This window comes from Acinetobacter nectaris CIP 110549, assembly GCF_000488215.1.
Lineage (GTDB): Bacteria > Pseudomonadota > Gammaproteobacteria > Pseudomonadales > Moraxellaceae > Acinetobacter > Acinetobacter nectaris.
This window is the reverse complement of the sequence record NZ_KI530735.1, coordinates 92,609-114,652: the sequence shown is the minus strand read 5'-3', so window position 1 is coordinate 114,652 and position 22,044 is coordinate 92,609. Positions and strand designations below refer to the sequence as shown.

The 22,044-nt window shown below is 36.7% G+C and carries 19 protein-coding genes, 1 other RNA gene and 1 pseudogene; 12 read left to right on the top strand and 9 right to left on the bottom strand.

Annotated elements, in window-relative coordinates:
- Positions 1–235: 235 nt before the first annotated feature.
- The 5 genes from P256_RS10875 to P256_RS10855 form a co-directional block, all read right to left on the bottom strand.
- Positions 236–487, bottom strand: a complete 252-nt coding sequence (locus tag P256_RS10875; protein WP_023273733.1) for a hypothetical protein — start codon at positions 485–487, stop codon at positions 236–238.
- Positions 488–625: 138 nt separating this feature from the next.
- Positions 626–1,861: an FAD-dependent monooxygenase gene (locus tag P256_RS10870; protein WP_040332218.1), complete on the bottom strand. Its 1,236-nt coding sequence runs from the start codon at positions 1,859–1,861 to the stop codon at positions 626–628.
- Positions 1,861–3,069, bottom strand: coding sequence for a 2-octaprenyl-6-methoxyphenyl hydroxylase (ubiH, locus tag P256_RS10865; RefSeq protein WP_155756763.1), 1,209 nt, complete (start codon positions 3,067–3,069; stop codon positions 1,861–1,863). Before ubiH ends, P256_RS10870 begins: the two co-directional genes overlap by 1 nt.
- A 6-nt stretch (positions 3,070–3,075) precedes the next feature.
- Entirely contained in the window at positions 3,076–4,380 is a 1,305-nt protein-coding gene (gene pepP, locus P256_RS10860; protein WP_040332217.1) for a Xaa-Pro aminopeptidase, read from the bottom strand.
- A 46-nt stretch (positions 4,381–4,426) separates the two neighbouring features.
- Positions 4,427–5,059, bottom strand: a complete 633-nt coding sequence (locus P256_RS10855) for a UPF0149 family protein (RefSeq protein ID WP_023273729.1) — start codon at positions 5,057–5,059, stop codon at positions 4,427–4,429.
- 64 nt (positions 5,060–5,123) lie between these two features.
- Between P256_RS10855 and P256_RS10850 the strand changes: the two genes are divergently transcribed.
- From P256_RS10850 to ssrS, 3 genes are all read left to right on the top strand, one after another.
- Positions 5,124–5,678: a coiled-coil domain-containing protein gene (locus P256_RS10850; protein WP_023273728.1), complete on the top strand. Its 555-nt coding sequence runs from the start codon at positions 5,124–5,126 to the stop codon at positions 5,676–5,678.
- Positions 5,675–5,968, top strand: a complete 294-nt coding sequence (locus P256_RS10845) for a cell division protein ZapA (protein WP_023273727.1) — start codon at positions 5,675–5,677, stop codon at positions 5,966–5,968. The genes P256_RS10850 and P256_RS10845 overlap by 4 nt, the downstream gene beginning before the upstream one ends.
- 106 nt (positions 5,969–6,074) lie before the next feature.
- Positions 6,075–6,258, top strand: a non-coding RNA gene (ssrS, locus tag P256_RS13135) — 6S RNA.
- Here the strand turns inward: ssrS and folP are convergent.
- The 3 genes and pseudogenes from folP to rlmE all read right to left on the bottom strand — a co-directional run.
- Positions 6,248–7,090, bottom strand: a pseudogene (folP, locus tag P256_RS10840) (dihydropteroate synthase); the annotation flags it as partial. The gene ssrS and the pseudogene folP overlap by 11 nt on opposite strands.
- Before the next feature lie 49 nt (positions 7,091–7,139).
- Positions 7,140–9,032, bottom strand: a complete 1,893-nt coding sequence (ftsH, locus tag P256_RS10835) for an ATP-dependent zinc metalloprotease FtsH (RefSeq protein ID WP_040332173.1) — start codon at positions 9,030–9,032, stop codon at positions 7,140–7,142.
- A 130-nt stretch (positions 9,033–9,162) separates the two neighbouring features.
- Complete coding sequence (rlmE, locus tag P256_RS10830; RefSeq protein WP_040332215.1) at positions 9,163–9,807, bottom strand: 23S rRNA (uridine(2552)-2'-O)-methyltransferase RlmE; 645 nt, start codon at positions 9,805–9,807, stop codon at positions 9,163–9,165.
- A gap of 319 nt (positions 9,808–10,126) precedes the next feature.
- Here rlmE and yhbY point away from each other — a divergent pair, with 319 nt between their 5' ends.
- Together yhbY and P256_RS10820 are read left to right on the top strand one after the other, a co-directional pair.
- Positions 10,127–10,450, top strand: coding sequence for a ribosome assembly RNA-binding protein YhbY (yhbY, locus tag P256_RS10825; RefSeq protein WP_023273723.1), 324 nt, complete (start codon positions 10,127–10,129; stop codon positions 10,448–10,450).
- A gap of 18 nt (positions 10,451–10,468) precedes the next feature.
- Complete coding sequence (locus tag P256_RS10820; RefSeq protein WP_023273722.1) at positions 10,469–11,005, top strand: DOMON-like domain-containing protein; 537 nt, start codon at positions 10,469–10,471, stop codon at positions 11,003–11,005.
- Between the two features lie 28 nt (positions 11,006–11,033).
- On the opposite strand, the gene P256_RS10815 is transcribed toward P256_RS10820, so the two are convergent.
- Positions 11,034–11,288 carry a hypothetical protein gene (locus P256_RS10815; protein ID WP_023273721.1) on the bottom strand — a complete coding sequence of 85 codons (255 nt, stop codon included), beginning with the start codon at positions 11,286–11,288 and terminating at the stop codon, positions 11,034–11,036.
- A gap of 394 nt (positions 11,289–11,682) precedes the next feature.
- Between P256_RS10815 and carA the strand changes: the two genes are divergently transcribed.
- The 7 genes from carA (at position 11,683) to P256_RS10775 (ending at position 22,012) form a co-directional block, all read left to right on the top strand.
- Positions 11,683–12,822: a glutamine-hydrolyzing carbamoyl-phosphate synthase small subunit gene (gene carA / locus P256_RS10810; RefSeq protein ID WP_023273720.1), complete on the top strand. Its 1,140-nt coding sequence runs from the start codon at positions 11,683–11,685 to the stop codon at positions 12,820–12,822.
- Positions 12,823–12,837: 15 nt separating this feature from the next.
- A complete protein-coding gene (gene carB, locus P256_RS10805) occupies positions 12,838–16,071 on the top strand; it encodes a carbamoyl-phosphate synthase large subunit (protein ID WP_023273719.1) in 3,234 nt (1,077 codons plus the stop codon).
- A gap of 87 nt (positions 16,072–16,158) precedes the next feature.
- Positions 16,159–16,635 (top strand): transcription elongation factor GreA, encoded by a 477-nt coding sequence (gene greA / locus P256_RS10800; RefSeq protein ID WP_023273718.1) that lies wholly within the window; start codon positions 16,159–16,161, stop codon positions 16,633–16,635.
- A 572-nt stretch (positions 16,636–17,207) separates the two neighbouring features.
- The gene (locus P256_RS10790; RefSeq protein ID WP_023273716.1) at positions 17,208–17,744 is read left to right on the top strand and encodes a fimbrial protein; all 537 of its coding nucleotides are present in this window, start codon (positions 17,208–17,210) and stop codon (positions 17,742–17,744) included.
- A 7-nt stretch (positions 17,745–17,751) separates the two neighbouring features.
- Positions 17,752–18,471: a fimbrial biogenesis chaperone gene (locus P256_RS10785; protein ID WP_040332172.1), complete on the top strand. Its 720-nt coding sequence runs from the start codon at positions 17,752–17,754 to the stop codon at positions 18,469–18,471.
- A 14-nt stretch (positions 18,472–18,485) separates the two neighbouring features.
- Positions 18,486–20,978 (top strand): fimbria/pilus outer membrane usher protein, encoded by a 2,493-nt coding sequence (locus P256_RS10780; protein WP_023273714.1) that lies wholly within the window; start codon positions 18,486–18,488, stop codon positions 20,976–20,978.
- Positions 20,969–22,012: a fimbrial protein gene (locus P256_RS10775; protein ID WP_023273713.1), complete on the top strand. Its 1,044-nt coding sequence runs from the start codon at positions 20,969–20,971 to the stop codon at positions 22,010–22,012. Before P256_RS10780 ends, P256_RS10775 begins: the two co-directional genes overlap by 10 nt.
- Positions 22,013–22,044: the final 32 nt, after the last annotated feature.

The following is a 22,044-nucleotide window of genomic DNA, read 5'->3' as shown; positions in this document are numbered from 1 at the left end:
TATAATACAAGAGCTTCTTAAAAAATTAAACTTTTAATAACAATAATATAAAAAGTTAAAAAAATGCTCTTGGCTTTATACACAGTTAATACAAACCTATGTTTTTAAACACATATATCATTCTTCTCATTATTTAATGTAATTTTCTCACTGTATTATACACTGTTAATACATTAGATAGCGAAAATTTATTTCAAAATAATGACGATAAAACACCAGTTATAGCGCTCAAAAATCAGTCAACACTTGTATCAGGGGGTACTTCTGTTATATGCCCACCTTTTGCTAAAAAAGCTGCAACCTCATCCTCTAAAGCTGAACGTTGTTTTTGCTTAGCTGTTACAGTTAAGCTCTCTGCCTCTGCAATATCTGCTGAGTTTTGACTTGTCTCAGCACTTGGTTCACTTGCACCTTTTTCTGCTGCTTTCGCTTCATCATCATCTACAACTGAATCTTCTGATTCATCATAATCATTTGAGTCGACCATGATAACTCCCCATCTTCCACTGTCTCATTGGTATGCCTCACCTCATCAGTGAGCAATATGAAATTTAGCAATCTTCACAAAAATAGCAAGACTCCAATTCGTATATTTTGCAGTTTTTTAATACAAACAATCACATTTTTATTTTGCATATCTCGTATTTCTCAGAGATTCCAAACCATTTGCTTTATACATAAAAAAATCTTTCAATTTAGAATTACTCATAGCAATTTTATGTCCAAAGCTTCTTGCCCAAATCAGTGGATATACCTGAGAAGACTCCAACCATCCTAAAATAGACATACTATGCATCATTGCTTCATTCTGATGACGGCGCAAATGCTCATATTTTCGTAATGTCTGAATATTTGCCCATGCTCCTCGATGTATATCTGTTAATAAAACATCACATAACATAGCAGCATCTAAACAACCTATATTTACACCTTGCCCTGCAAGCGGATGTATTACATGTGCAGCATCGCCAACTAAAGCCAATCCTGTCATTACATATTTTTCAGCAGCACGTGCTTTTAATGGAAAACAAGATCTATTTTTTGCAACTTTCACACCACCCAACATGTACAGACTTTCTTTTGTCAGTCTATCTGCAAATGCTATTTCATCTAACGCCATATACTCATTGCATATATTTGTAGGTAGAGTCCACACAATCGATTGCCAATATCCATCCTCTTTAGAAACAGGACTTTTTATTGGTAAATATGCAAGTGGTCCTGTTGGTAAGAAAATTTGCCGAGCCACATGGTGATGAGGTTGATTGGTTTGAATTGCACAACCTATCGCAGATTGCTTATAGTCTAGAACCTTTAATCCAATGAGTGCTTCTTGACGTACAAAAGAGTTTGCACCATCTGCACCAATGACTAACTTTGTATTTAAGCATCCATCATTGGCAAGTGTAATAGACCAACTATCTGTACGTTGTTCTAAGTGTTTCACACGAACATTCGTTCGGTAGTGCTTCACTTTTTCCAACATAGTCTTTTGCATAGCCAAGTTTAGAATGCTAGGTTCAACCATCACACCGAGCCAATCAGTTTCAGCAGGTTTATCTATACTATCATGACCAAAATGAATATCTCCATAGCCATTTTTATTCCAGACATGCATTGCTGTATAAGGCTCATATCTCTCAATATGAGGCCAAACTCCTGCTATCTGCAATAAATGAATTGTTGCTTGGCTTAAAGCAAGTACTCTAGAATTCATTTTTTCTAGAACTTGTGTTGAATCAAGTAGTGGGGCTGCATCTAATACCACAACATCGATATTTTCTTTTGCAAGTAATAAAGCAGTTAGTCCACCAACTAGGCCACCCCCTACAATCACAACATCATGCTTTTCCTGAGACATCATGCTTTCAACCCCATTGCATAATTTGCAACCATTGGTTTAATACCCGGCACAATATCAAAAGCTACTAGACCTGTATTTCTCACTAATTTTAAGAGTGGATTCTGATTACTAAAGCCTCTCACAACACCATCACAAAATTTAATGACACGCTTTTGGTCAACTAATCTTGCTTGTTCATATTGCTTTAAAAGGTGGGGACTACCAATATCACTTGATGTTTTAAGCTGGTTAGATAAAAATCTTACTAACACTTCTGCATCTCTTAAACACAAATTAAACCCCTGCCCTGCAACAGGATGAATGGTATGCGCTGCATTTCCCATAAGTACAACCCGACCACTCGCCTGTTTGTGTGAAAGCACTTGCGACAATGGATAACAAAAACGCTTGCCTGTTTTTTCAAACTTTCCTGCTCGCCCACCATAGGTATGCTGTAACGCATCTAAAAACTTTTGATCATTTTCAGTACCTAACCACTGCTGTTCAGTACCTTTTTTTACAGGCCAGACAACCGAACGCCGCTTTTCTCCCGGTAATGGAAGTAGTGCCAAAGGGCCTAAAGCACTAAACCGCTCAAAACCGACATGCTCATGAGGTTTAGATGTTTGTACTGTTGTAACAATCGCGACCTGCTCATAGTCATGAACGTCTGCATCGATACCCAATGCTTGACGGCAAAAAGAATCCCGACCATCTGCTGCGATAACAAGATCAGAAACAACTTTAATTTTTTCATTATCTCTGAGAGCCTCAATAGTCACTTTCGCATTATCTTGTGTCAGCGCCGTCACTTGAATACCATCAATAAGCTCAATTTGGTTATTCTTTTTTACTTGGGTCAAAAGTACACGTCCTAACCACGCATTTTCAATTACCTGCCCAAAGTTTTCAACATTCTCTTGTTCAGCCAATAAACGTGCTTTGCCAAATCCTCCCTCTTCCGTAATATGCACTTGTCGGATAGGTGTGGCATGTTGTTGTAAGCTTTCCCACAAGCCTAACTTGCTATAAATTTGAACACTACGTCGTGATAACGCACTATTTCGTGCATCAAAGCTTGAATGATATTCCTGTAACTCAGCATCTAAAATATCAGGATATTTAATCGCTTCTAGAAGTTTCACACGAATATTTGCTTTCGCTAACATCAATGAGAGGCTTAAACCCACCATCCCACCACCAACAATTACAACCTGTGGCATGATTATTTCCTATTTATTGGCAGTAGATTTCATCAATGCTTCAATATGATCAATTTCTTTAACAACACTTGCCGTTAAAACTTGTGGCCCTTCGGATGTCACCACAATGTCATCTTCAATTCGAATACCAATACCACGCCATTTTTCAGGAACCGTTGTATCTTGTGGAGAAATATAAATACCAGGCTCAATCGTCACAACCATGCCTGCTTCATAATGTCGAGGACCTTCTTTTGTTTTATAGCCTCCCACATCATGCACATCTAAACCAAGCCAATGTCCTGTACCATGCATATAAAATTGTCGATAAGCTTCATCGCCAATTAAATCTTCTAAATTTCCTTGCAACAAACCAAGTTCCAATAAACCTTGAGTAAGTATTCTTACAACAATGTCATGTGGTTTTCGGTATGGATTACCAATACGTACCGCATCGATCGCTGCCAGTTGTGCATCTAGAACCAATTGATAGATTATTCGCTGTTCTTTTGAAAACACACCATTTACAGGAAATGTACGCGTAATATCAGATGCATAATACTCATACTCACAACCTGCATCTATTAAAACAAGCTGTCCATCTTCTATTTTTTTATTATTTTCGACATAGTGTAAAATACATCCATTTTCACCACTCCCAACAATACTACCATATGCAGGTACACAGCCATGCTTTCCAAATACATAGTTTAGTTCTGCTTCTAGCTCATACTCCATCATGCCATTACGTACACTTTCCATTGCTTTCGTATGTGCAAGCGCACTAATTTCAGCAGCCTTTTTCATTAATCCAATTTCTTTATCAGATTTAATTAAACGCATAACATCTACAATTGGGTCTAGCTGCAATAAACTCAGTTTTAAATGATGCTGTTGGATAATACTCGTAATACGTATATCAAAGTCGGCATCGTGACCTACTCGAAAATAAACTTTATGCGCATGTGAAAGTAACTCGACCACCTCTTCATTAAAGTCATCTATAGCATATGAAGCATCTGCATGATAGGCAGATTTTGCACCTTCCAAGCCTTCACGATAACCATTCCATATTTCTAACTCAGGATCACGTTCACGACAAAAAAGAGTATATTCATACTCATCGGCATCATCAAAAGTTTGAATAACGGCAATTGCCTCAGGTTCAGGGAAACCTGTTAAATAATAAAAACTACTGTCTGCACGATATTTATAATCTACATCGCTATTACGATAGCTCACCGCATTTGTTGCAATAATAGCAATGCTATGTGCGCCCATTTTACGCGCTAGCTCTAAACGTCTTACTGCAAAATCAGCTTGGGTAAGTTTCAGCATACCTACTCCTTTTTAAGTTTTATATTATCTAACAGGTATTTTTTTAACTTGGACGGTGTGGTGTAAACATTTCAACCACATTATTCGATTCTGGTGTATCACTTACAGGTTGAATACGCTCATGCACATGCTTCAGTAAAGAGCTTTCATCAACAGCTATCCTTTTACGTCCCATAGATAGACTGACAGGAATCAAGCGCACAAATTCAAATAGCTCTTGATAGCCTTCCTCACCTTCTTCGTCATCATCTTCATCTTCAAACTCAACGGCCGCAACATCTTGTAAATGACCGATGAGTTCTCTTTCATCTGCACGAATATGTCCAGAAGCCAAGCCAAAACCAAGTACAACCCCTGCACACCAGTCTGCCAATGCCTGTACGCGGTCTCTTAATACATGCTGATCATCTGGCAACATTGGTAAATAATCTAAATCATCTTCTGAAAGTGCATGTGCCACATCTTCAGTTTCATCAGTTAAAACAGCTAAACTCTCATCATTCAGTTCAGGCACATTTAAAGTCGATAAAATAAGTGTCCATTCTTCTCGTGTTGGTGGCTGTGTCACACAAACGATACCTGTAAGTAGCCCATGTAACTCACTTGGACTTGAAATTTCTTCAATATTTGAAAAGTGGCGATCCCATTCAGACCAACCTGTAATATCATCTTGCATTCGTTTTTCCAATGTCTATACTGCGTATATCTTACCTTTGTTTGCAATACTGTGCGACCACGTTATGTTAGAAGAATTAAAGCGACTTCAAACGCATATTGCTAATTTTCAAGAGCGTTTGAAAAATCTTGAGGGTGAAAACACCTCTTTGCATCAGCAAAAAAAAGAAATGGAGAAACACCATGATGATCAAACAACCCAACAAACAACAACACTGCGTAGTAAACAAGATAAAATTGATACGCTAACCAATAATTTAAATACTTTACAGGATCAATATAACGCACTCAATCAAGATGCGAAAACATTGGCTGAACGTTATAGTCGTTTAGAGAAAGGCTGTACAGATTTAAAGAGTCGATTTCAAGAAATTCTTGCAGAGCGTAATGAGTTGCGTGTGCTTAAAGAAAAATTGCAACATGAACAAATCAGTGCAAAGCAAGAAATTGCAGCATTAAAAGAAGAGCGTGTGCAACTCGTTGAAAAAAATGAGCATGCAAAGCTAAAAGTAGAAGCTATTATTGAACGTCTAGCTATTCTTGGTACAGATGAAGACCAAAACACACAAGAAATTCAAAAACTTGCTCATCCATCTGAATATAATGAGGAAGCATCATGAGCAGTAATACACCGATCGTTATTGAGCTTCGCATCATTGAGCAAATTTTTCGCCTTTCAACTACAGATGAAGAACGAAGTGAGCTAGAAAAAGCTGCTGATATTTTAAATCAACGCTTTCAAGAATTTCGTGCAAAAGCACCTCGAATTGAACATAATAAATTAGTCGTTATGGTTGCTTTAGAGCTGATGCAAGAAGTTCTTTCTTTAAATAAATCTTTACAGCAGTATGAACAATGTGAACATTTATTAAAGACAGTGCTTGAGAGTATTGAGAAAGAAACTGTATAAAGAATTCCTTTTCAAGAAGTGCATAAATCGTCACCAACTGAAAAGGAACTTAACACAACACTACCTTAAACGGTATGCATATCAAAGGTTTTTAGTTATAATAAAAACTACTCTGAGGTGTTCGCCAGCAGGTCAGATTCCCCTGAGCCAATACTAACACTTTAGGATTGTGTTCTGCATATTTAGAGTGTATGCCCATCTTGAATGGGAAACCCAGCAAGTATGCGTCGCGTCCGCCTTGAACTTTATGGTTCAAGGGTTACGACATGTAGCGGCATCTTGGAGCTTATTCCACATCTTTATTGCTTGTGATGTTTCCTTGACATCATGCACACGCACAATACTCGCTCCTTGCTGTATTGAAAACAAATGCCCTGAAACACTCCCTATAACACGCTCAGATGCATTTTGGCACTCTGTTACTGTTCCCACAAATCTTTTCCGTGATAGACCCGCTAAAATTGGATAACCTAACTCATGTAATCGATAGAGATTGTCTAGCAAAGTAATATTGTGATTTACATCTTTTGCAAAACCAAATCCAGGATCAATAATAATATTTTCGTCACGCACACCCGTATCTTTTGCATCTTTAATTCTTAATTTAAGCTCATCCATCACATCATTTACAACATCGCCATACTGTGCAAGTTGATTCATTGTTGTAGGTTCACCTCGCATATGCATGAGTATAATAGGAATATTAAGCGCCGCTGCTGTTTCTAGGGCAAATGGACGACTTAATGCTCGTACATCATTCCAAATATGTGCACCAGCTTCTACAGCCTGTTTAATGACTTCAGGTTCACTGGTATCAATAGATAAAATAACATCGTACTTAGCAAGCGCTTTAACAATAGGAATAACTCGCGCCAACTCCCCTTGCACACCAACATAAGATGCTCCCGGTCTTGTCGACTCACCACCAATATCAATAATTGTTGCACCTTGAGATATCATTTCTTGAGCTTTACGAACAGCTAAATCTATTTGTGTATACTCGCCACCATCACTAAATGAATCAGGCGTTACATTGAGTATCCCCATAACCTGAGGAATAGATAAGTCGATGACACGCCCATTACAAATGATTTGTTTTTTTGGTAAAGATTTTAATTGCATAATTTTCTCAATATCTAATAAAAAAGAGCCACCGAAGTGACTCTTATTTTTAATTCATCGCAGGTAATGGGGGTGGAGACGATGGACCATCTTTAGGTAGTTCATCTGATACTGGATTTTCAGCAACATAAACCTTTGGCGGTCTAGGTTCTTTACCTTCCATAATATCTAACACCTGATCACGATCGATCGTTTCCCAATCCATCAGTGCTTTCACCATGACATGAGCTTTATCTTTATTTTGCTCAAGAATATCCCATGCCACTTTATATTGCTCATCTAAAATACGACGGACTTCTGCATCAACTTGCTGTTGAGTTGCTTCAGAAATCGTACGGCTACCAATGCTTCCTAAGAAAGATTGTTGATTATCATCTTCATAGACCATCACGCCCATTTTATCCGACATGCCGTACTTAGTTACCATTGAACGTGCCATTTTTGTTGCCCGTTCAAAATCGTTCGATGCACCTGTAGATTGCTGATTGATAAATATTTCTTCAGCAATACGACCACCAAACAAAATAGATAACTCATTTAACATCTTATGTTTATAGTGGCTAATTTGATCCTGTTCAGGTAACTGCCAAGTAACACCAAGCGCCCAACCACGCGGCATAATTGTTACTTTATGCACTGGGTCTGTACCTGGTAAAACTTCTGCAACAATGGCATGTCCTGCTTCATGGTAAGCCGTTGCTCTACGTTCTTCATCACGAATAATCATAGATTTACGCTCAGGTCCCATATAAATCTTGTCTTTAGCATCTTCAAAGTCATGCATATCTACCGTATTTTTATTACGGCGTGCTGCAAATAAAGCTGCTTCATTCACAAGGTTTGCAAGCTGTGCACCTGAGAAACCAGGCGTACCACGTGCTAAGACTTTTACATCTACACTTGTTACAGATGGCAATTTTTTCAAATGCACATTTAGAATTTGTTCACGACCATTAATATCTGGTAAACCAACCATCACTTGACGGTCAAAACGGCCAGGACGAAGTAGTGCTTTGTCTAAAACATCTGCACGGTTGGTTGCAGCAATAACGATAATACCCTCATTGCCTTCAAAACCATCCATTTCAACAAGCATCTGGTTTAAGGTTTGTTCACGCTCATCGTGCCCACCACCTGTACCAGAACCACGATGACGACCAACAGCATCAATTTCATCAATAAAAATGATACAAGGTGCATGCCGTTTTGCCTGTTCAAACATATCTCTTACACGAGAAGCACCCACACCAACAAACATTTCAACAAAATCAGAACCTGAAATACTGAAAAATGGCACTTTAGCTTCACCTGCAATCGCTTTTGCAAGTAATGTTTTACCTGTTCCCGGTGGTCCAACCATCAATACCCCTTTAGGGATTGATGCACCAAGACGTTTGAATTTTGCTGGATCTTTCAAGAAATCAACAATTTCAACAACTTCTTGTTTTGCTTCATCACAGCCTGCAACGTCTTTAAAGTTTACTTTGATTTGATCTTCTGCAAGCATTTTTGCTTTTGATTTACCAAAGCTCATTGGGCCACTTTTACCACCAGCACCACCGCCCATGTTACGCATAAAGAACATGAACAATAAGATGATTAAAAGCACTGGGAAACTTGCGATGAGTAATTGCATCAAAACGCCTTGACGTTGAGGAGCTGTACCTTCAACGACAACACTGTTTTTAATTAGACTCGGCATAAGTTCAGGATCTTGTACCGCAGGGCGAATACTTTCAAAACCTGAACCATTCTTTTTCTCGCCAGTAATTTTTTCGCCATCAATGGTGACTTGCTTAATTTGGCCTGCATTTACCGCAGCAACAAACTCTGAATAGTTCATTTGCGATGGTTTATTGTGATCACTGATGTTGCTGAATATTAAAATCAGCACTCCGAGTATCACTAGCCATAACACTGCGTTTTTGAAGAGATCGCTCAAAGCTTTATTCCCATATCATCAATCTAATTTGAACCTACTTCATTCAAAGTAAGCTCTTTTCACGAAAGTGAGTGACAACACTCAATACCTAATACTGTAAACATGCACAATTTTTACGAACTTGGCAAGTCTAACGTGCTTTACGCTGCTGTCCAATAAGAAAAACTTCTTTTGAACGTGCACGCGATGCGGCAGGTTTTACAGTTTTTAAAACATTAAATGTATCGACAACCTGTTTTCTAAACTCATCAAATCCTGTGCCTTGGAAAACTTTAACAACAAATTGTCCATTAGGCCCAAGAACTTTTTGTGCAAAATCTAAAGCAAGTTCACACAAATAAATCTGACGAGGTTGATCAACAGCCCTATTACCTGATGTATTGGGGGCCATATCTGAAATTACAATGTCGACTTGTCTTCCATCTAAAATATTTAACAGTTTTTCAAAAACTTCTTCTTCCCTAAAGTCACCTTGTAAAAAAGTAACATCAGGCAATGCATCCATTTCTAAAATATCAGATGCAATTACCAAACCTTTTGGGCCAACAAGTTTTCCTGCAATCTGCGACCAACTTCCTGGTGCAGCTCCCAAGTCAACAACAGTCATTCCTGGTTTAATAAGTTTATATTTTTCTTGAATTTCCAAAAGCTTATAAGCTGCACGTGCACGATAGCCTTCTTTCTGCGCCTTTTTTACAAAAGGATCATCCAAATGCTCTCTCATCCACGCACGACTGCTCTTAGATAGCTTTTGATTGGTAATGCGCGTCGCCATAATCATCAAAATTCATAAAAAATAATCATTATATTGTACGCAAAAAAAAGGGTTCTTGCAGTATGGAACTACATATATATAAATAAGTTTTTTTTAATCATGTTAATCGTTTTTATAAAAGTACGTTCTAATACTCATAAAAATTATCACATATATAAATCAACGAGACTTATATCAATACATCTGACTTTATCAATCTAGCATATTTTTTTTATCTGAATCATTTATTTTCATACAATATATGAAAGTTTTTGCATTTCTTACACTTTCTCAGATTTGATTTGTTATACTGTAAGGCTTCATTCATATAGGTTTTCCCATGGCATCTTTATCTACCCAAGAAAGTAAACTTCTACGTCAGATTGGACACTCTCTGTCTCCTGTTGTCATTATTGGTGGGCAAGGACTCACTGAAAATGTTATTGAAGAAACGCTTCGTGCTTTAAATGACCATGAGCTCATTAAAGTAAAAATCGTTGGAGAAGATCGAGAAGTTCGTGCACAAGTCATTGATCTGATCAGCCAAAAAACGAATGCAGCGGTTGTTCACAAAATTGGTAAGGTTATTTTGCTTTACAAAAAATCTGAACAACAAAACCAAAAACTGTCTAACTTAGTGCGTTATGCACATTTAGCAAAATAACTGATCAATAAGGCTTCTATGGCAAGTTATGAGTTACAGCCGTTCAAAAGATTTGATGCAATTCATCTTGTATCTGCAATTGAACAACAAAACACCATCATAAACGTTGGCTTTTGGGTTCGAGACCCAATGCAACTCATTGAATGGCCTGAAAGTACGCAATATAAATTATCAAGAGCAGATTTTCTTTGGGAAAACAGCTGCTTTGAAATATTTATTGGTGTCAAAAATGAAGACTTTTACAGAGAAATTAATTTATCTCCGTCTGAAACTTGGCAAAGCTATCAGTTTGAAGAGTATCGCTACCCTGAGAACGTTCCTCCAATACTTGCGACAGACATTGAGCTTATTGAGTTAAAACGTACACACTATGGGCTAAATGCTGTACTTGATCTGCAATTGTTTCTAACAACGCATCAACTACAAGTCAGTGATATTTATATTGGACTTGCTGCAATCTTTAAAACAGCACAAGGGACTCAGTACTATGCCATCCAGCATAGCAGTCCTGAGCCAGACTTTCATAACAAACGCGATTGGTTACATGAGTTTTAAAATTCATGACTGTAGTAGCATCCATTCTCTATTTGGATGCTCTTTTTTCCAAGCTATCCTTTAACTCTCTTTTAATTTCTTCAATTTGTGCTGTTAAATCTTTTAGCTCAATTTTAGCAACTTCTTTTATTTCAATAAAATCATCTTCTGACAGTGTATAGTCTTCCCTTAGATTATTTAAATGGTGAATAACATTCTCTTTCAGATGTTGAAGGTGTTTTTTAAGTTCACTGGTATGGAGCGTATTATCATTGCGGTCTGAATTGTTATTTTGAATAGACATAATGCGTATTTCCATTGATTCGTATTTTTATTAACCATATCACTAGAATTTCATTATAAATATAAACTTTTATAGAGAGTTACGTGAAGTTTAGTATTTTGATCCGAACCACCCTCTTATTATTTTATATTTTCGATCAAGATTTCTACCGCCCTTATATAAAAAACAAAAATCAAAATTACTCCAAATAAAACAAATATTTAATTTAAACAAAACACTACACAGAAAAATACAAGATATAAAATCAGCTCAATAATTTACATAGACTTTCTTTATTTATATGCGTACAATATGTTTTTAAGTTACGAGTGAGTCGCCCCGGAGATAGGTAAATTTTACCTATTGAGCGTAGGTTTCCTCGCTTTTTTACAGCTTAAAAATCAGGAGCTTCGACTTGAGCACCCCCGCCATTTTAGCCCTTGCTGATGGAACCATTTTTACTGGTATTTCTATTGGCGCAACGGGATCTACGACTGGAGAAGTCGTTTTCAATACTGCCATGACTGGCTATCAAGAGATATTAACCGATCCAAGCTATGCACAGCAGCTTGTAACGCTTACGTATCCTCATATTGGTAATACAGGTTGTAATGCTGAAGATGTTGAATCTGGCCGCATTCATAAAGTATGGGCAAATGGTCTAATTATTCGAGATCTTCCTCTACTGCATAGCAACTTCAGAGCAGAATTGTCTTTAGAAGACTACCTACAACAACAGAATATCGTTGCTATTGCAGACATTGACACTCGAAAATTAACACGTATTTTACGTGATAAAGGTGCACAAAATGGTTGCATTCTTGCAGGTGAAAATATTACTGCTGAAGAAGCCATTGAAAAAGCACGTGCATTTGGTGGCCTTAACGGCTTAGACCTTGCAAAAGAATGCTGTGACCCTGAAGGTTTTGAATGGACTGAGGGTTCATGGACATTACAAAATGGCTTTACTCAACCTGAAACTAAGTTTCATGTTGTTGCATATGACTACGGCGTAAAAACCAACATTTTACGTATGCTTGCAGATCGTGGTTGCAAACTTACTGTTGTTCCTGCGCAAACACCTGCTGAAAAAGTAATTGCACTCAATCCAGATGGTATTTTCTTATCAAATGGTCCTGGTGACCCTGCTGCATGTGACTATGCCATTGAAGCCGTAAAAACACTCATCGAAACAACTGAAATTCCTGTATTCGGTATTTGTTTAGGTCATCAGTTATTGGCTTTAGCTTCTGGTGCACAAACAGTTAAAATGAACCATGGTCACCACGGTGCAAACCATCCTGTGAAAAACCTAGAAAATGGAACTGTGATGATCACTTCTCAGAACCATGGTTTCGCAGTAGATGAAAGTACATTACCTGCGAATTTAAAGGCAACACACAAATCTTTATTCGACGGTACATTACAAGGCATTCATCGTACAGATAAACCAGCATTTAGCTTCCAAGGTCACCCTGAAGCAAGTCCTGGTCCACATGACTGTGCCCCATTGTTTGACCACTTCATTGAACTTATTGAAGCATCTAAAAAGTAATTAAGGAGCGAAATAATGCCTAAACGTACGGATATTAAAAGCATCTTAATTATTGGTGCAGGTCCTATTGTCATTGGTCAAGCATGTGAGTTTGACTACTCAGGTGCACAAGCATGTAAAGCATTACGTGAAGAGGGTTACCGAGTTATCTTGGTTAACTCTAACCCTGCAACGATTATGACTGATCCATCAATGGCAGATGCAACTTATATTGAGCCTATTACTTGGCAAACTGTAGAGCGTATTATTGAAAAAGAACGCCCTGATGCTGTCTTACCAACAATGGGTGGTCAAACTGCGCTGAATTGTGCATTAGAGTTAGACAAACATGGTATTTTAAAGAAATACAATGTTGAACTGATTGGTGCATCAAAAGACGCCATTGAAAAAGCTGAAGATCGTAAACTTTTCGATCAGGCAATGAAAAAAATTGGCTTAGAATGCCCTCGCGCTGCTGTTGCTGAATCTATGCCAGAAGCATTAGAGATTCAATCACGCTTTGGCTTCCCTGTCATTATTCGCCCATCATTTACAATGGGTGGCTCTGGTGGTGGTATTGCATACAACAGAGAAGAGTTTTTAGAAATTTGTGAACGTGGTTTCGAACTTTCTCCAACACACCAACTTCTTATTGATGAGTCACTCATCGGTTGGAAAGAATATGAAATGGAAGTTGTGCGTGACAAAAATGATAACTGTATCATTGTCTGCTCAATTGAAAACTTCGACCCAATGGGTGTACACACAGGTGACTCCATTACTGTAGCACCTGCTCAAACACTTACAGATAAAGAATACCAACTTATGCGTAATGCATCAGTTGCTGTATTACGTGAAATTGGTGTTGAAACAGGTGGTTCAAACGTTCAATTTGGTATTAATCCAAAAGACGGCCGTATGGTTGTTATTGAAATGAACCCACGTGTATCACGCTCATCTGCACTTGCATCAAAAGCAACAGGCTTCCCTATTGCTAAAATTGCAGCAAAACTTGCAGTAGGCTATACACTCGATGAGCTCAATAATGATATTACAGGTGGTATTACTCCTGCCTCATTTGAACCATCGATCGACTATGTCGTAACTAAAATTCCTCGCTTTAACTTTGAGAAGTTCCCACAAGCAGAGCCTGTACTCACCACACAAATGAAATCAGTTGGTGAAGTCATGGCAATTGGCCGTAACTTCCAAGAGTCGTTACAAAAAGCACTTCGTGGTCTTGAAGTAGGCGCATGTGGTTTCGATGAAAAAATTGATGCTACAACACCAAATGCCAAAGAAAAAATCATGCTTGAACTTAAAGTTCCAGGCCCTGAGCGTATTTGGTATGTTGCAGATGCATTCCGTCAAGGTTTCACATTAGATGACATCTTTGAAGCAACCAAAATTGATCGTTGGTTCCTTATCCAAATCGAAGATATTATTAAAACTGAAAACCACATTAAATCACTTGGTTTTGGTGATTTAACTGCTGAAAATATCCGTTCATTCAAACGTAAAGGCCTATCTGATTTACGTATTGCAAACTTAATGGGTATTTCACAAAAACAATTCCGCAAACAGCGTTGGAATTTAGGTATTTACCCCGTTTATAAGCGTGTAGATACATGTGCTGCAGAGTTTGAGTCAAGTACAGCTTATATGTACTCAACCTATGACGAAGAGTGCGAAGCAAACCCATCAGATCGTAAAAAGATCATGGTTATTGGTGGTGGGCCAAACCGTATTGGACAAGGTATTGAGTTTGACTACTGCTGTGTACATGCTGCACTTGCAATGCGTGAAGATGGTTATGAAACGATCATGGTTAACTGTAACCCTGAAACTGTTTCAACCGACTACGATACGTCAGATCGCTTATACTTCGAACCAATTACACTTGAAGATGTTTTAGAGATCATTCGTACTGAAAAACCTAAGGGTGTAATTGTACAGTATGGTGGACAAACTCCTCTAAAATTGGCACGTGCACTTGAAGAAGCAGGCACACCAATTATTGGTACATCTCCTGATGCAATTGACCGTGCAGAAGACCGTGAACGTTTCCAGCAAATGATTCAACGTCTACAACTACGCCAACCGAACAATAGCATTGTAAAATCTGCTGAAGAAGGTATTTCTGAAGCATCGAAAGTAGGCTATCCATTGGTTGTTCGTCCATCTTATGTACTTGGTGGTCGTGCAATGGAAATTGTATACAATGAAGATGAGCTTAAACGCTACCTTCGTGAAGCTGTTCAAGCATCTAACGAGTCCCCTGTACTACTTGACCACTTTTTAAACTCAGCCATTGAAGTTGATGTTGATTGCGTATCTGATGGTAAAAATGTGGTCATTGGCGGTATTATGCAGCACATCGAAGAAGCAGGTATTCACTCAGGTGACTCTGCATGTTCGATTCCACCGTATTCTTTATCTAAAGAAATTCAAGATGAAATGCGTCGTCAAACCATCGCTATGGCAAAAGAGCTTGGTGTAATTGGTTTAATGAACGTACAGTTTGCGGTCAAAGGAAATGATGTTTACGTGCTTGAAGTCAACCCACGTGCATCAAGAACAGTACCTTTTGTTTCTAAATGTATTGGTGACTCTCTTGCAAAAGTTGCTGCACGCTGTATGGCAGGACGCTCTTTAGCTGACCAAAACTTTACTCAAGAAATTATTCCTGAGCGTTTTGCAGTAAAAGAAGCTGTTTTCCCATTTGCTAAATTCCAAGGTGTAGATCCTATGCTTGGGCCTGAGATGAAATCTACAGGTGAAGTTATGGGTGTTGGCGAAACATTTGGTGAAGCATTCTATAAAGCTGTTTTAGGTTCAAATGAGCGCCTACCAGGTTTACCTACAGAAAATGAAACAAAATATGCATTCTTATCTGTACGTGAATCTGATAAAAAAGATGTTGTTGCGATTGCAAAACAGTTCGCAGACTATGGCTTTAAACTTGTTGCAACAGGTGGCACATATAAAGTCATTACTGAAGCTGGATTTGCATGTGAGCGTGTAAATAAAGTAACCGAAGGTCGTCCGCATATTGTAGACCGCTTGAAAAATGGTGAAATACACCTTATTGTAAATACAACTGAAGGTAAACAAGCACAATTTGACTCTGCTGCTATTCGCCGTGCTGCACTACAAGGTAAAGTGTACTATACGACGACAATTAGCGGTGCTGAGGCAGTTTGCCAAGCATTTGCCGTGAAATTACCAATGGATGTATACCGTTTGCAAGATTTAACCGTTACTAGTTAATCCGCATTACCGAAAGGTCCCGTCACCTACTCGGTGGCGGGATTTTTTATTTTTTAAACCTGATATTTTTTATTTTGGAGGGACGACATGCAACGTTACCCTATGACTCCTGAAGGCAAAACTGCGTTAGAAAAAGAGCTACAACAACTAAAAACTGTTGAACGCCCACGTATTATTCAAGCAATTGCTGAAGCACGTGAACATGGTGATTTAAAAGAAAACGCTGAATATCATGCAGCTCGTGAGCAGCAGGGTTTTTGTGAAGGACGTATCCAAGATATCGAAGCAAAGCTAGGTGCTTCACAAGTTATTGATGTAACTGAATTAGAAAAGAATGGTCGCGTTGTATTTGGTGTGACTGTAACTATTGAGAATTTAGATACCGAGGAACAAAAGACATATAAAATTGTTGGTGATGATGAAGCAGATTTTAAAATTAATAAGATCTCTGTAAACTCACCAATTGCTCGTGGCTTACTAGGAAAAAGTGAAGGCGATGAAGCTAAAATTACTACACCTCAAGGTGAAGTAGAATATGAAATTGTTAATGTAAAATATATCTAAAACTATTTAGGGCATTATTATACAGTATATTTTAATGCCCTTAAACCTCAAAAATAAAAACATAAGATACTGATTTAAATAATTTTTTAATAACATACAATATTTAATTTTTATACACATATTTTTAAAAAATACTACTATACATAAAAAATAATATTTGATATACCAATATATAAGCTCTATAAAGAGTAATAATAATGAAGTATATAATATATTTAATATGTCAAGTTTTAATGGTCAATCCAATAATAGCAAATACCATAAATATTACAGGGAGTATCATAGAATATTCTTGTAATATAAAATCACAGGATTTAGTAAATAAATGTTTATTAACGAATAATACAAAATCAAATGAAAAATTTGAAACTAAAAAATTAATTTCTAAAACGACTACAAATAATATAGTAACTGTGACCTATTACTAATTAAGTACGATTACTACCTGTAATGTTTATGAAATAAACTGTATAATTTTTAATTATATATTGTAGTTTTTGTTAAAAATCTTTAGAATGTGATTCATGTCACATTTTTGCTTTATTAGCCCCAAGACAATTTAGGTCACTAAAATGAAGAAATCGGTTCTTTTATCATTAACGCTAGGTTTATTTTCGACTGTTACAACACATGCTACCGATGGTACAATTAATATTACAGGTAAAATTTTAGATAATACTTGTAAGATTTCAACTCAAACCATTAGTGTTAATTTACCGACCATTTCTCAACAATCACTTCAAGTCGCAAACAGTACAGCTGGTCGCACACCATTTCAAATTAGTTTGAGTCAATGTAAAAGTGCTGGCAATCTTGCAACATACTTTGAACCAGGTCCAACCGTTGACTATTTAACAGGGCGCTTAAATAATACAAGTACTGATAACCCTGCTACAAATGTTCAAGTACAACTTTTAGGTAGTAACAACCAAGTTATTCCTATTCTTGCTACAGCTGAAAAAAATGCCCAAACAAATTCTCAGTGGGTTTCTGTTGATCAAGGTGGTCAAACCAACCTAAACTACTATGCTGAATACTTTACTGCATCAGGTGGTGCAACAGCAGGCAATGTATCCACAAATGTTCAATATACTATTATATATCAATAGTTTATAAATGATAATTAGAAACCAGATACTATCTATCATATTCTTATCTATATGTATGATAGGTATAAATAGCCATGCGGAAGTTATTCTGCATGGTACTCGAGTTATATTTCCATCAGATAGTACAGAAACAACACTACAAATTAGTAATGAAGGTACTCAACCCTCTCTTATTCAGTCTTGGCTTGACAATGGCAATCCAAATAGTACTCCTGATGAAATTCAATTGCCATTTGTAATCACACCACCTATCGCACGTATAGACCCTGAAAAGAGTCAAACATTACGTATACTCGCTTTACCTAATAGCCATGAGCTAAATCAACAACATGAATCATTATTTTGGCTGAATGTACTTGATATTCCTCCAAAGCCGACTTCAAATATATCTGAAGATAGTAGAAATTTCTTACAGTTAGCTATTCGTTCGCGTATTAAATTTATTTATCGACCTAGTTCTATCAAAGAAAACTCTAATAGTGCACCTAAGAAACTAAATTGGCGACGTCAAGACAACAAAATCGTTATTAAAAACCCAACTCCCTTTTATATTACAATTACATCTATATTTTCTAAAGAAAATAGAAAAATAGATCTCACGCCTCAAGGAATATTAATTGCACCATATTCTGAATATACAATAGAAAACCCTAAACAACTCTTTAGTCTCCGTTTTATTACTATTAATGATTATGGTAGTCCTTCAGAACAAGATGTTAATTTCTAAATATATTTTATACTATGTCCAACTGTAAAATAATTTTTATTATCGTAGTATTATTTTCAACAAATACATATATATATGCAGAAAAAAATCCTCAAGAAGCTGACTTTGACACTAATTTTTTAATGGGAAATACAAAAAATAATATTGATATATCAAGGTTTAAATATCGAAATCCTATTTTACCTGGTATATATAATCTAGATGTTTATGTAAATAATAAATGGGTAGGAAAACAAAATTTTGATTTTAAATCGACAGTAAAACAAGATAATGCTACTACTTGTTTTACACTTCATACTCTTCTTAATTACCATGTAAAATATTCAGCTTTAGAACATCTTATTAATCAGAATAGTTTAATGTGTGCACCACTATCTGAATGGATACCCAATGCTTACTATGATTTCGATACATCGACTCAGCGTTTAGATATTTTTATTCCACAAATAGCAATGGAAACAAAAGTGCGGGATTACGTTGACCCAAATTCTTGGGATCATGGAATTAATGCAGGATTCTTATCCTATAATGCCAATGCATATCAGATACGAAATAATATTACTAAGCAAAATACCAATACAAATGCTTTTATTAGTTTATCAGCTGGACTAAATATTAATGAATGGCAGTTACGCCATAATGGGCAATGGCAATGGAGTAACAACAACAGTGCCTCCTACACCCCGATTAATACTTATCTACAAAAAGCGATTCCCAAATATCAAAGTGTATTCACACTCGGAGATAACTTTACTTCAGGCAACATATTTAACTCTATTGGCTATAGAGGTATCGACTTTTCAAGTGATGATCGTATGCTTCCTAATAGTATGCAGGGATACGCACCGCAAATTCATGGTGTGGCCAAAACAAATGCGAAAGTAGAAATTCGGCAGCGAGGACAGCTTATTTACCAAACAATGGTATCCCCAGGCGCATTTGAAATTAATGACTTATATCCAACTGGCTTTGGGGGAACCCTTGATGTTACGATTTTTGAGTCTGATGGCTATATACAAAGATATTCTGTTCCTTATTCATCTTCTGTGCAAATGCTTAGACCTAAGCGTAGAAAGTTTTCTTTAACACTTGGTCAAGTCAGAGAAAAAACATTAAATTCTAAACCGCTTTTCTCTCAAGGCATTTTTCAGTATGGACTAAATAATTATTTTACAACATCTAGTGGCATACAGTTGTCAAATGACTATTATGCATTAAGTTTAGGAGGTGCTATTTCAACTCAATTGGGTGCTGTCTCAATAGATATTACACACAACAGAAATAGCTTAATAAATCGACAGTATTCTTCAGGAAACACTCTCAATTTGACTTATAATCGGGTCGTAGAACCAACGAATACTCAAATATCTATTTCGGCTTCACAAAAATTGAGTGGTAATTATTACACCTTGAAAGATACCATTGCATTAAAAGAATATGCACAACACACGCCCTATTTAACAGCCAATCACTTAGGTGGCCAAGAAAATCAACTACAAGTGAATCTCAATCAAGTTCTTCCTAAAAAGTTTGGCAGTTTTTATCTAACAGGTTTATGGGTTAACTATTCAGGAAATCAGCCCTCAAATAAAGAGTATCAATTAGGATATAATAATACCTATAGAGGTTTAAATTATTCCATTTCTATTACAAGTCAACAATTGCAATATGCAAGTCAAAAACTTGGTCATAATACAGAATACTTATTTACTCTTTCTTTCCCACTGAGCTTTAAAAAGTATTCATTTAATACAAATGCCAGTTTTTCTCAAGATAATCAAAATTTTGGTATAAGTGGAACAGCAGGAGATCGATTAAGTTACAGTGCAATACTAGCAAAGCAATTTGATCAAAATAGTATAAGCCTTAATACAGATTATAAGACTGATATGACCACTATAGGTACGAGCTATACTCAGTCTGACAGTTATAAGCAAACTATGCTTAACTTAAGTGGCAATATCGTTCTACATTCACACGGTATCCTATTTAGCCCTGAACAAGGACAAACAATGGGTATCGTTTATGCACCAGATGCAACAGGAGCAAGTATTAACAGCAATCCCAATATTCTTATTAATAAATATGGATATGCGCTTATCCCATATTTAAATCCCTATCGCTTAAATGATATCTATATTGACCCTGAAAATATGTCAAACCGTGTAGAGCTTAAAGAAACAAGTCATCGCATTGCACCTTATGCAGGCTCTATTACAAAAATAGTGTTCTCTACACAAAAGGGATATGCAATTTATATACATAGCAGAATACCCAATGGACAGCCTCTGCCTTTTGCAGCACAAGTATATAATTCTAAAGGTGAGATTATTGGAATGGTGGCTCAAGGAAGTCTAGTTTATGCACGCACCCCCTTAATAGATGATATTCTTAAAATCAAATGGGGTGAAAAAACAACAGATCAGTGTGCTATACATTACTCACTTAAGCATCAAGTAGAGAATAATCAACTTAATATGTTTATGGTTGAAGCAGCATGCCAATAATACGTTATATATGCCTTGTTCTATTCTTCGCTTTTTTCACAAGCCATAGTTATGCTTCATGTTTACCATATAGATTCGGCCTATTTGCTACCATTCCGACGGTAAAAACCATACAACAAAATATCAACTTAGGCCGTATTGTTGTGAAACCATCTGACTCTATTGGGCAAGTTCTGAAAGAACAGTTATACAGAGTATCTCAGAAAGGAAGCTATTTGACTTGTGATTTCAGGACAGATTCATATCTTGCGCAAGGTGAATTATCTCAACGTCGTCCACTGAGTAATATTGGCAATAATATTTACTCAACAAATTTAGGTGGGATTGGTATACGTATTTCTATACAGGAAGATGGTATACAAAAAGACTTTCCATTTAGTTCACTTATTAATACTTATTTCCAATATTTTTCAGTTTTTGGTTACCGTTATTCACTAGACAAGACATATTTACTCAAAGTTCAAATTATTAAAACGGATAGTAATACAGAGTCAGGGAGTTTAAACTCTGGACGTTATGTCCTTTTCTATACAGATAATAATAAAAATAGACCCTTATTAACTGTTGATCTAAACTCAACAACAATTGCATCTTCCTCTTGCTTAATTACAAATAATAATACCACTGTCAAACTAAATGATGTAACTCGCTCAAGTTTCAGAGGTATAGGATCGGTTCAAGGCGAACAAAACTTTCAAGTTAATGTATTATGTAATGGAGGTGACAACTTCACATCCTATACTGAGCAGAATCAAATTGGCGTAAGTTTTAATTACACACCTTCAGCTTATAATTCACAAGCTATAAAGAATACATCAACCAGCTCTCCAGCTTCTGGTGTCGACCTTCAACTACTTTGGAGTGATCGAAATGAAGTGGTCTTAAATAATCATAATTATTCACTTGGATCAATTGTTTCAAATGATACTCAAACCTTTCCCGTTTCTTTAAAAGCCCGCTATATACAAACACAAGAACAAGTTACTCCTGGACAGGTACAAGGACTGGCAACAATCACTATCAATTACAAATAAAAAAAGCCACGATAATCGTGGCTTTTTAAAAA

What these genes read in the sequence shown, in the direction of transcription:
- P256_RS10875 (WP_023273733.1), bottom strand. Translation starts at nt 487, where the DNA reads ATGGTCGACTCAAATGATTATGATGAATCAGAAGATTCAGTTGTAGAT.
- P256_RS10870 (WP_040332218.1), bottom strand. Translation starts at nt 1,861, where the DNA reads ATGTCTCAGGAAAAGCATGATGTTGTGATTGTAGGGGGTGGCCTAGTT.
- P256_RS10855 (WP_023273729.1), bottom strand. Translation starts at nt 5,059, where the DNA reads ATGCAAGATGATATTACAGGTTGGTCTGAATGGGATCGCCACTTTTCA.
- P256_RS10850 (WP_023273728.1), top strand. Translation starts at nt 5,124, where the DNA reads ATGTTAGAAGAATTAAAGCGACTTCAAACGCATATTGCTAATTTTCAA.
- P256_RS10845 (WP_023273727.1), top strand. Translation starts at nt 5,675, where the DNA reads ATGAGCAGTAATACACCGATCGTTATTGAGCTTCGCATCATTGAGCAA.
- rlmE (WP_040332215.1), bottom strand. Translation starts at nt 9,807, where the DNA reads ATGGCGACGCGCATTACCAATCAAAAGCTATCTAAGAGCAGTCGTGCG.
- yhbY (WP_023273723.1), top strand. Translation starts at nt 10,127, where the DNA reads ATGGCATCTTTATCTACCCAAGAAAGTAAACTTCTACGTCAGATTGGA.
- P256_RS10820 (WP_023273722.1), top strand. Translation starts at nt 10,469, where the DNA reads ATGGCAAGTTATGAGTTACAGCCGTTCAAAAGATTTGATGCAATTCAT.
- P256_RS10815 (WP_023273721.1), bottom strand. Translation starts at nt 11,288, where the DNA reads ATGTCTATTCAAAATAACAATTCAGACCGCAATGATAATACGCTCCAT.
- carB (WP_023273719.1), top strand. Translation starts at nt 12,838, where the DNA reads ATGCCTAAACGTACGGATATTAAAAGCATCTTAATTATTGGTGCAGGT.
- greA (WP_023273718.1), top strand. Translation starts at nt 16,159, where the DNA reads ATGCAACGTTACCCTATGACTCCTGAAGGCAAAACTGCGTTAGAAAAA.
- P256_RS10790 (WP_023273716.1), top strand. Translation starts at nt 17,208, where the DNA reads ATGAAGAAATCGGTTCTTTTATCATTAACGCTAGGTTTATTTTCGACT.
- P256_RS10785 (WP_040332172.1), top strand. Translation starts at nt 17,752, where the DNA reads ATGATAATTAGAAACCAGATACTATCTATCATATTCTTATCTATATGT.
- P256_RS10780 (WP_023273714.1), top strand. Translation starts at nt 18,486, where the DNA reads ATGTCCAACTGTAAAATAATTTTTATTATCGTAGTATTATTTTCAACA.
- P256_RS10775 (WP_023273713.1), top strand. Translation starts at nt 20,969, where the DNA reads ATGCCAATAATACGTTATATATGCCTTGTTCTATTCTTCGCTTTTTTC.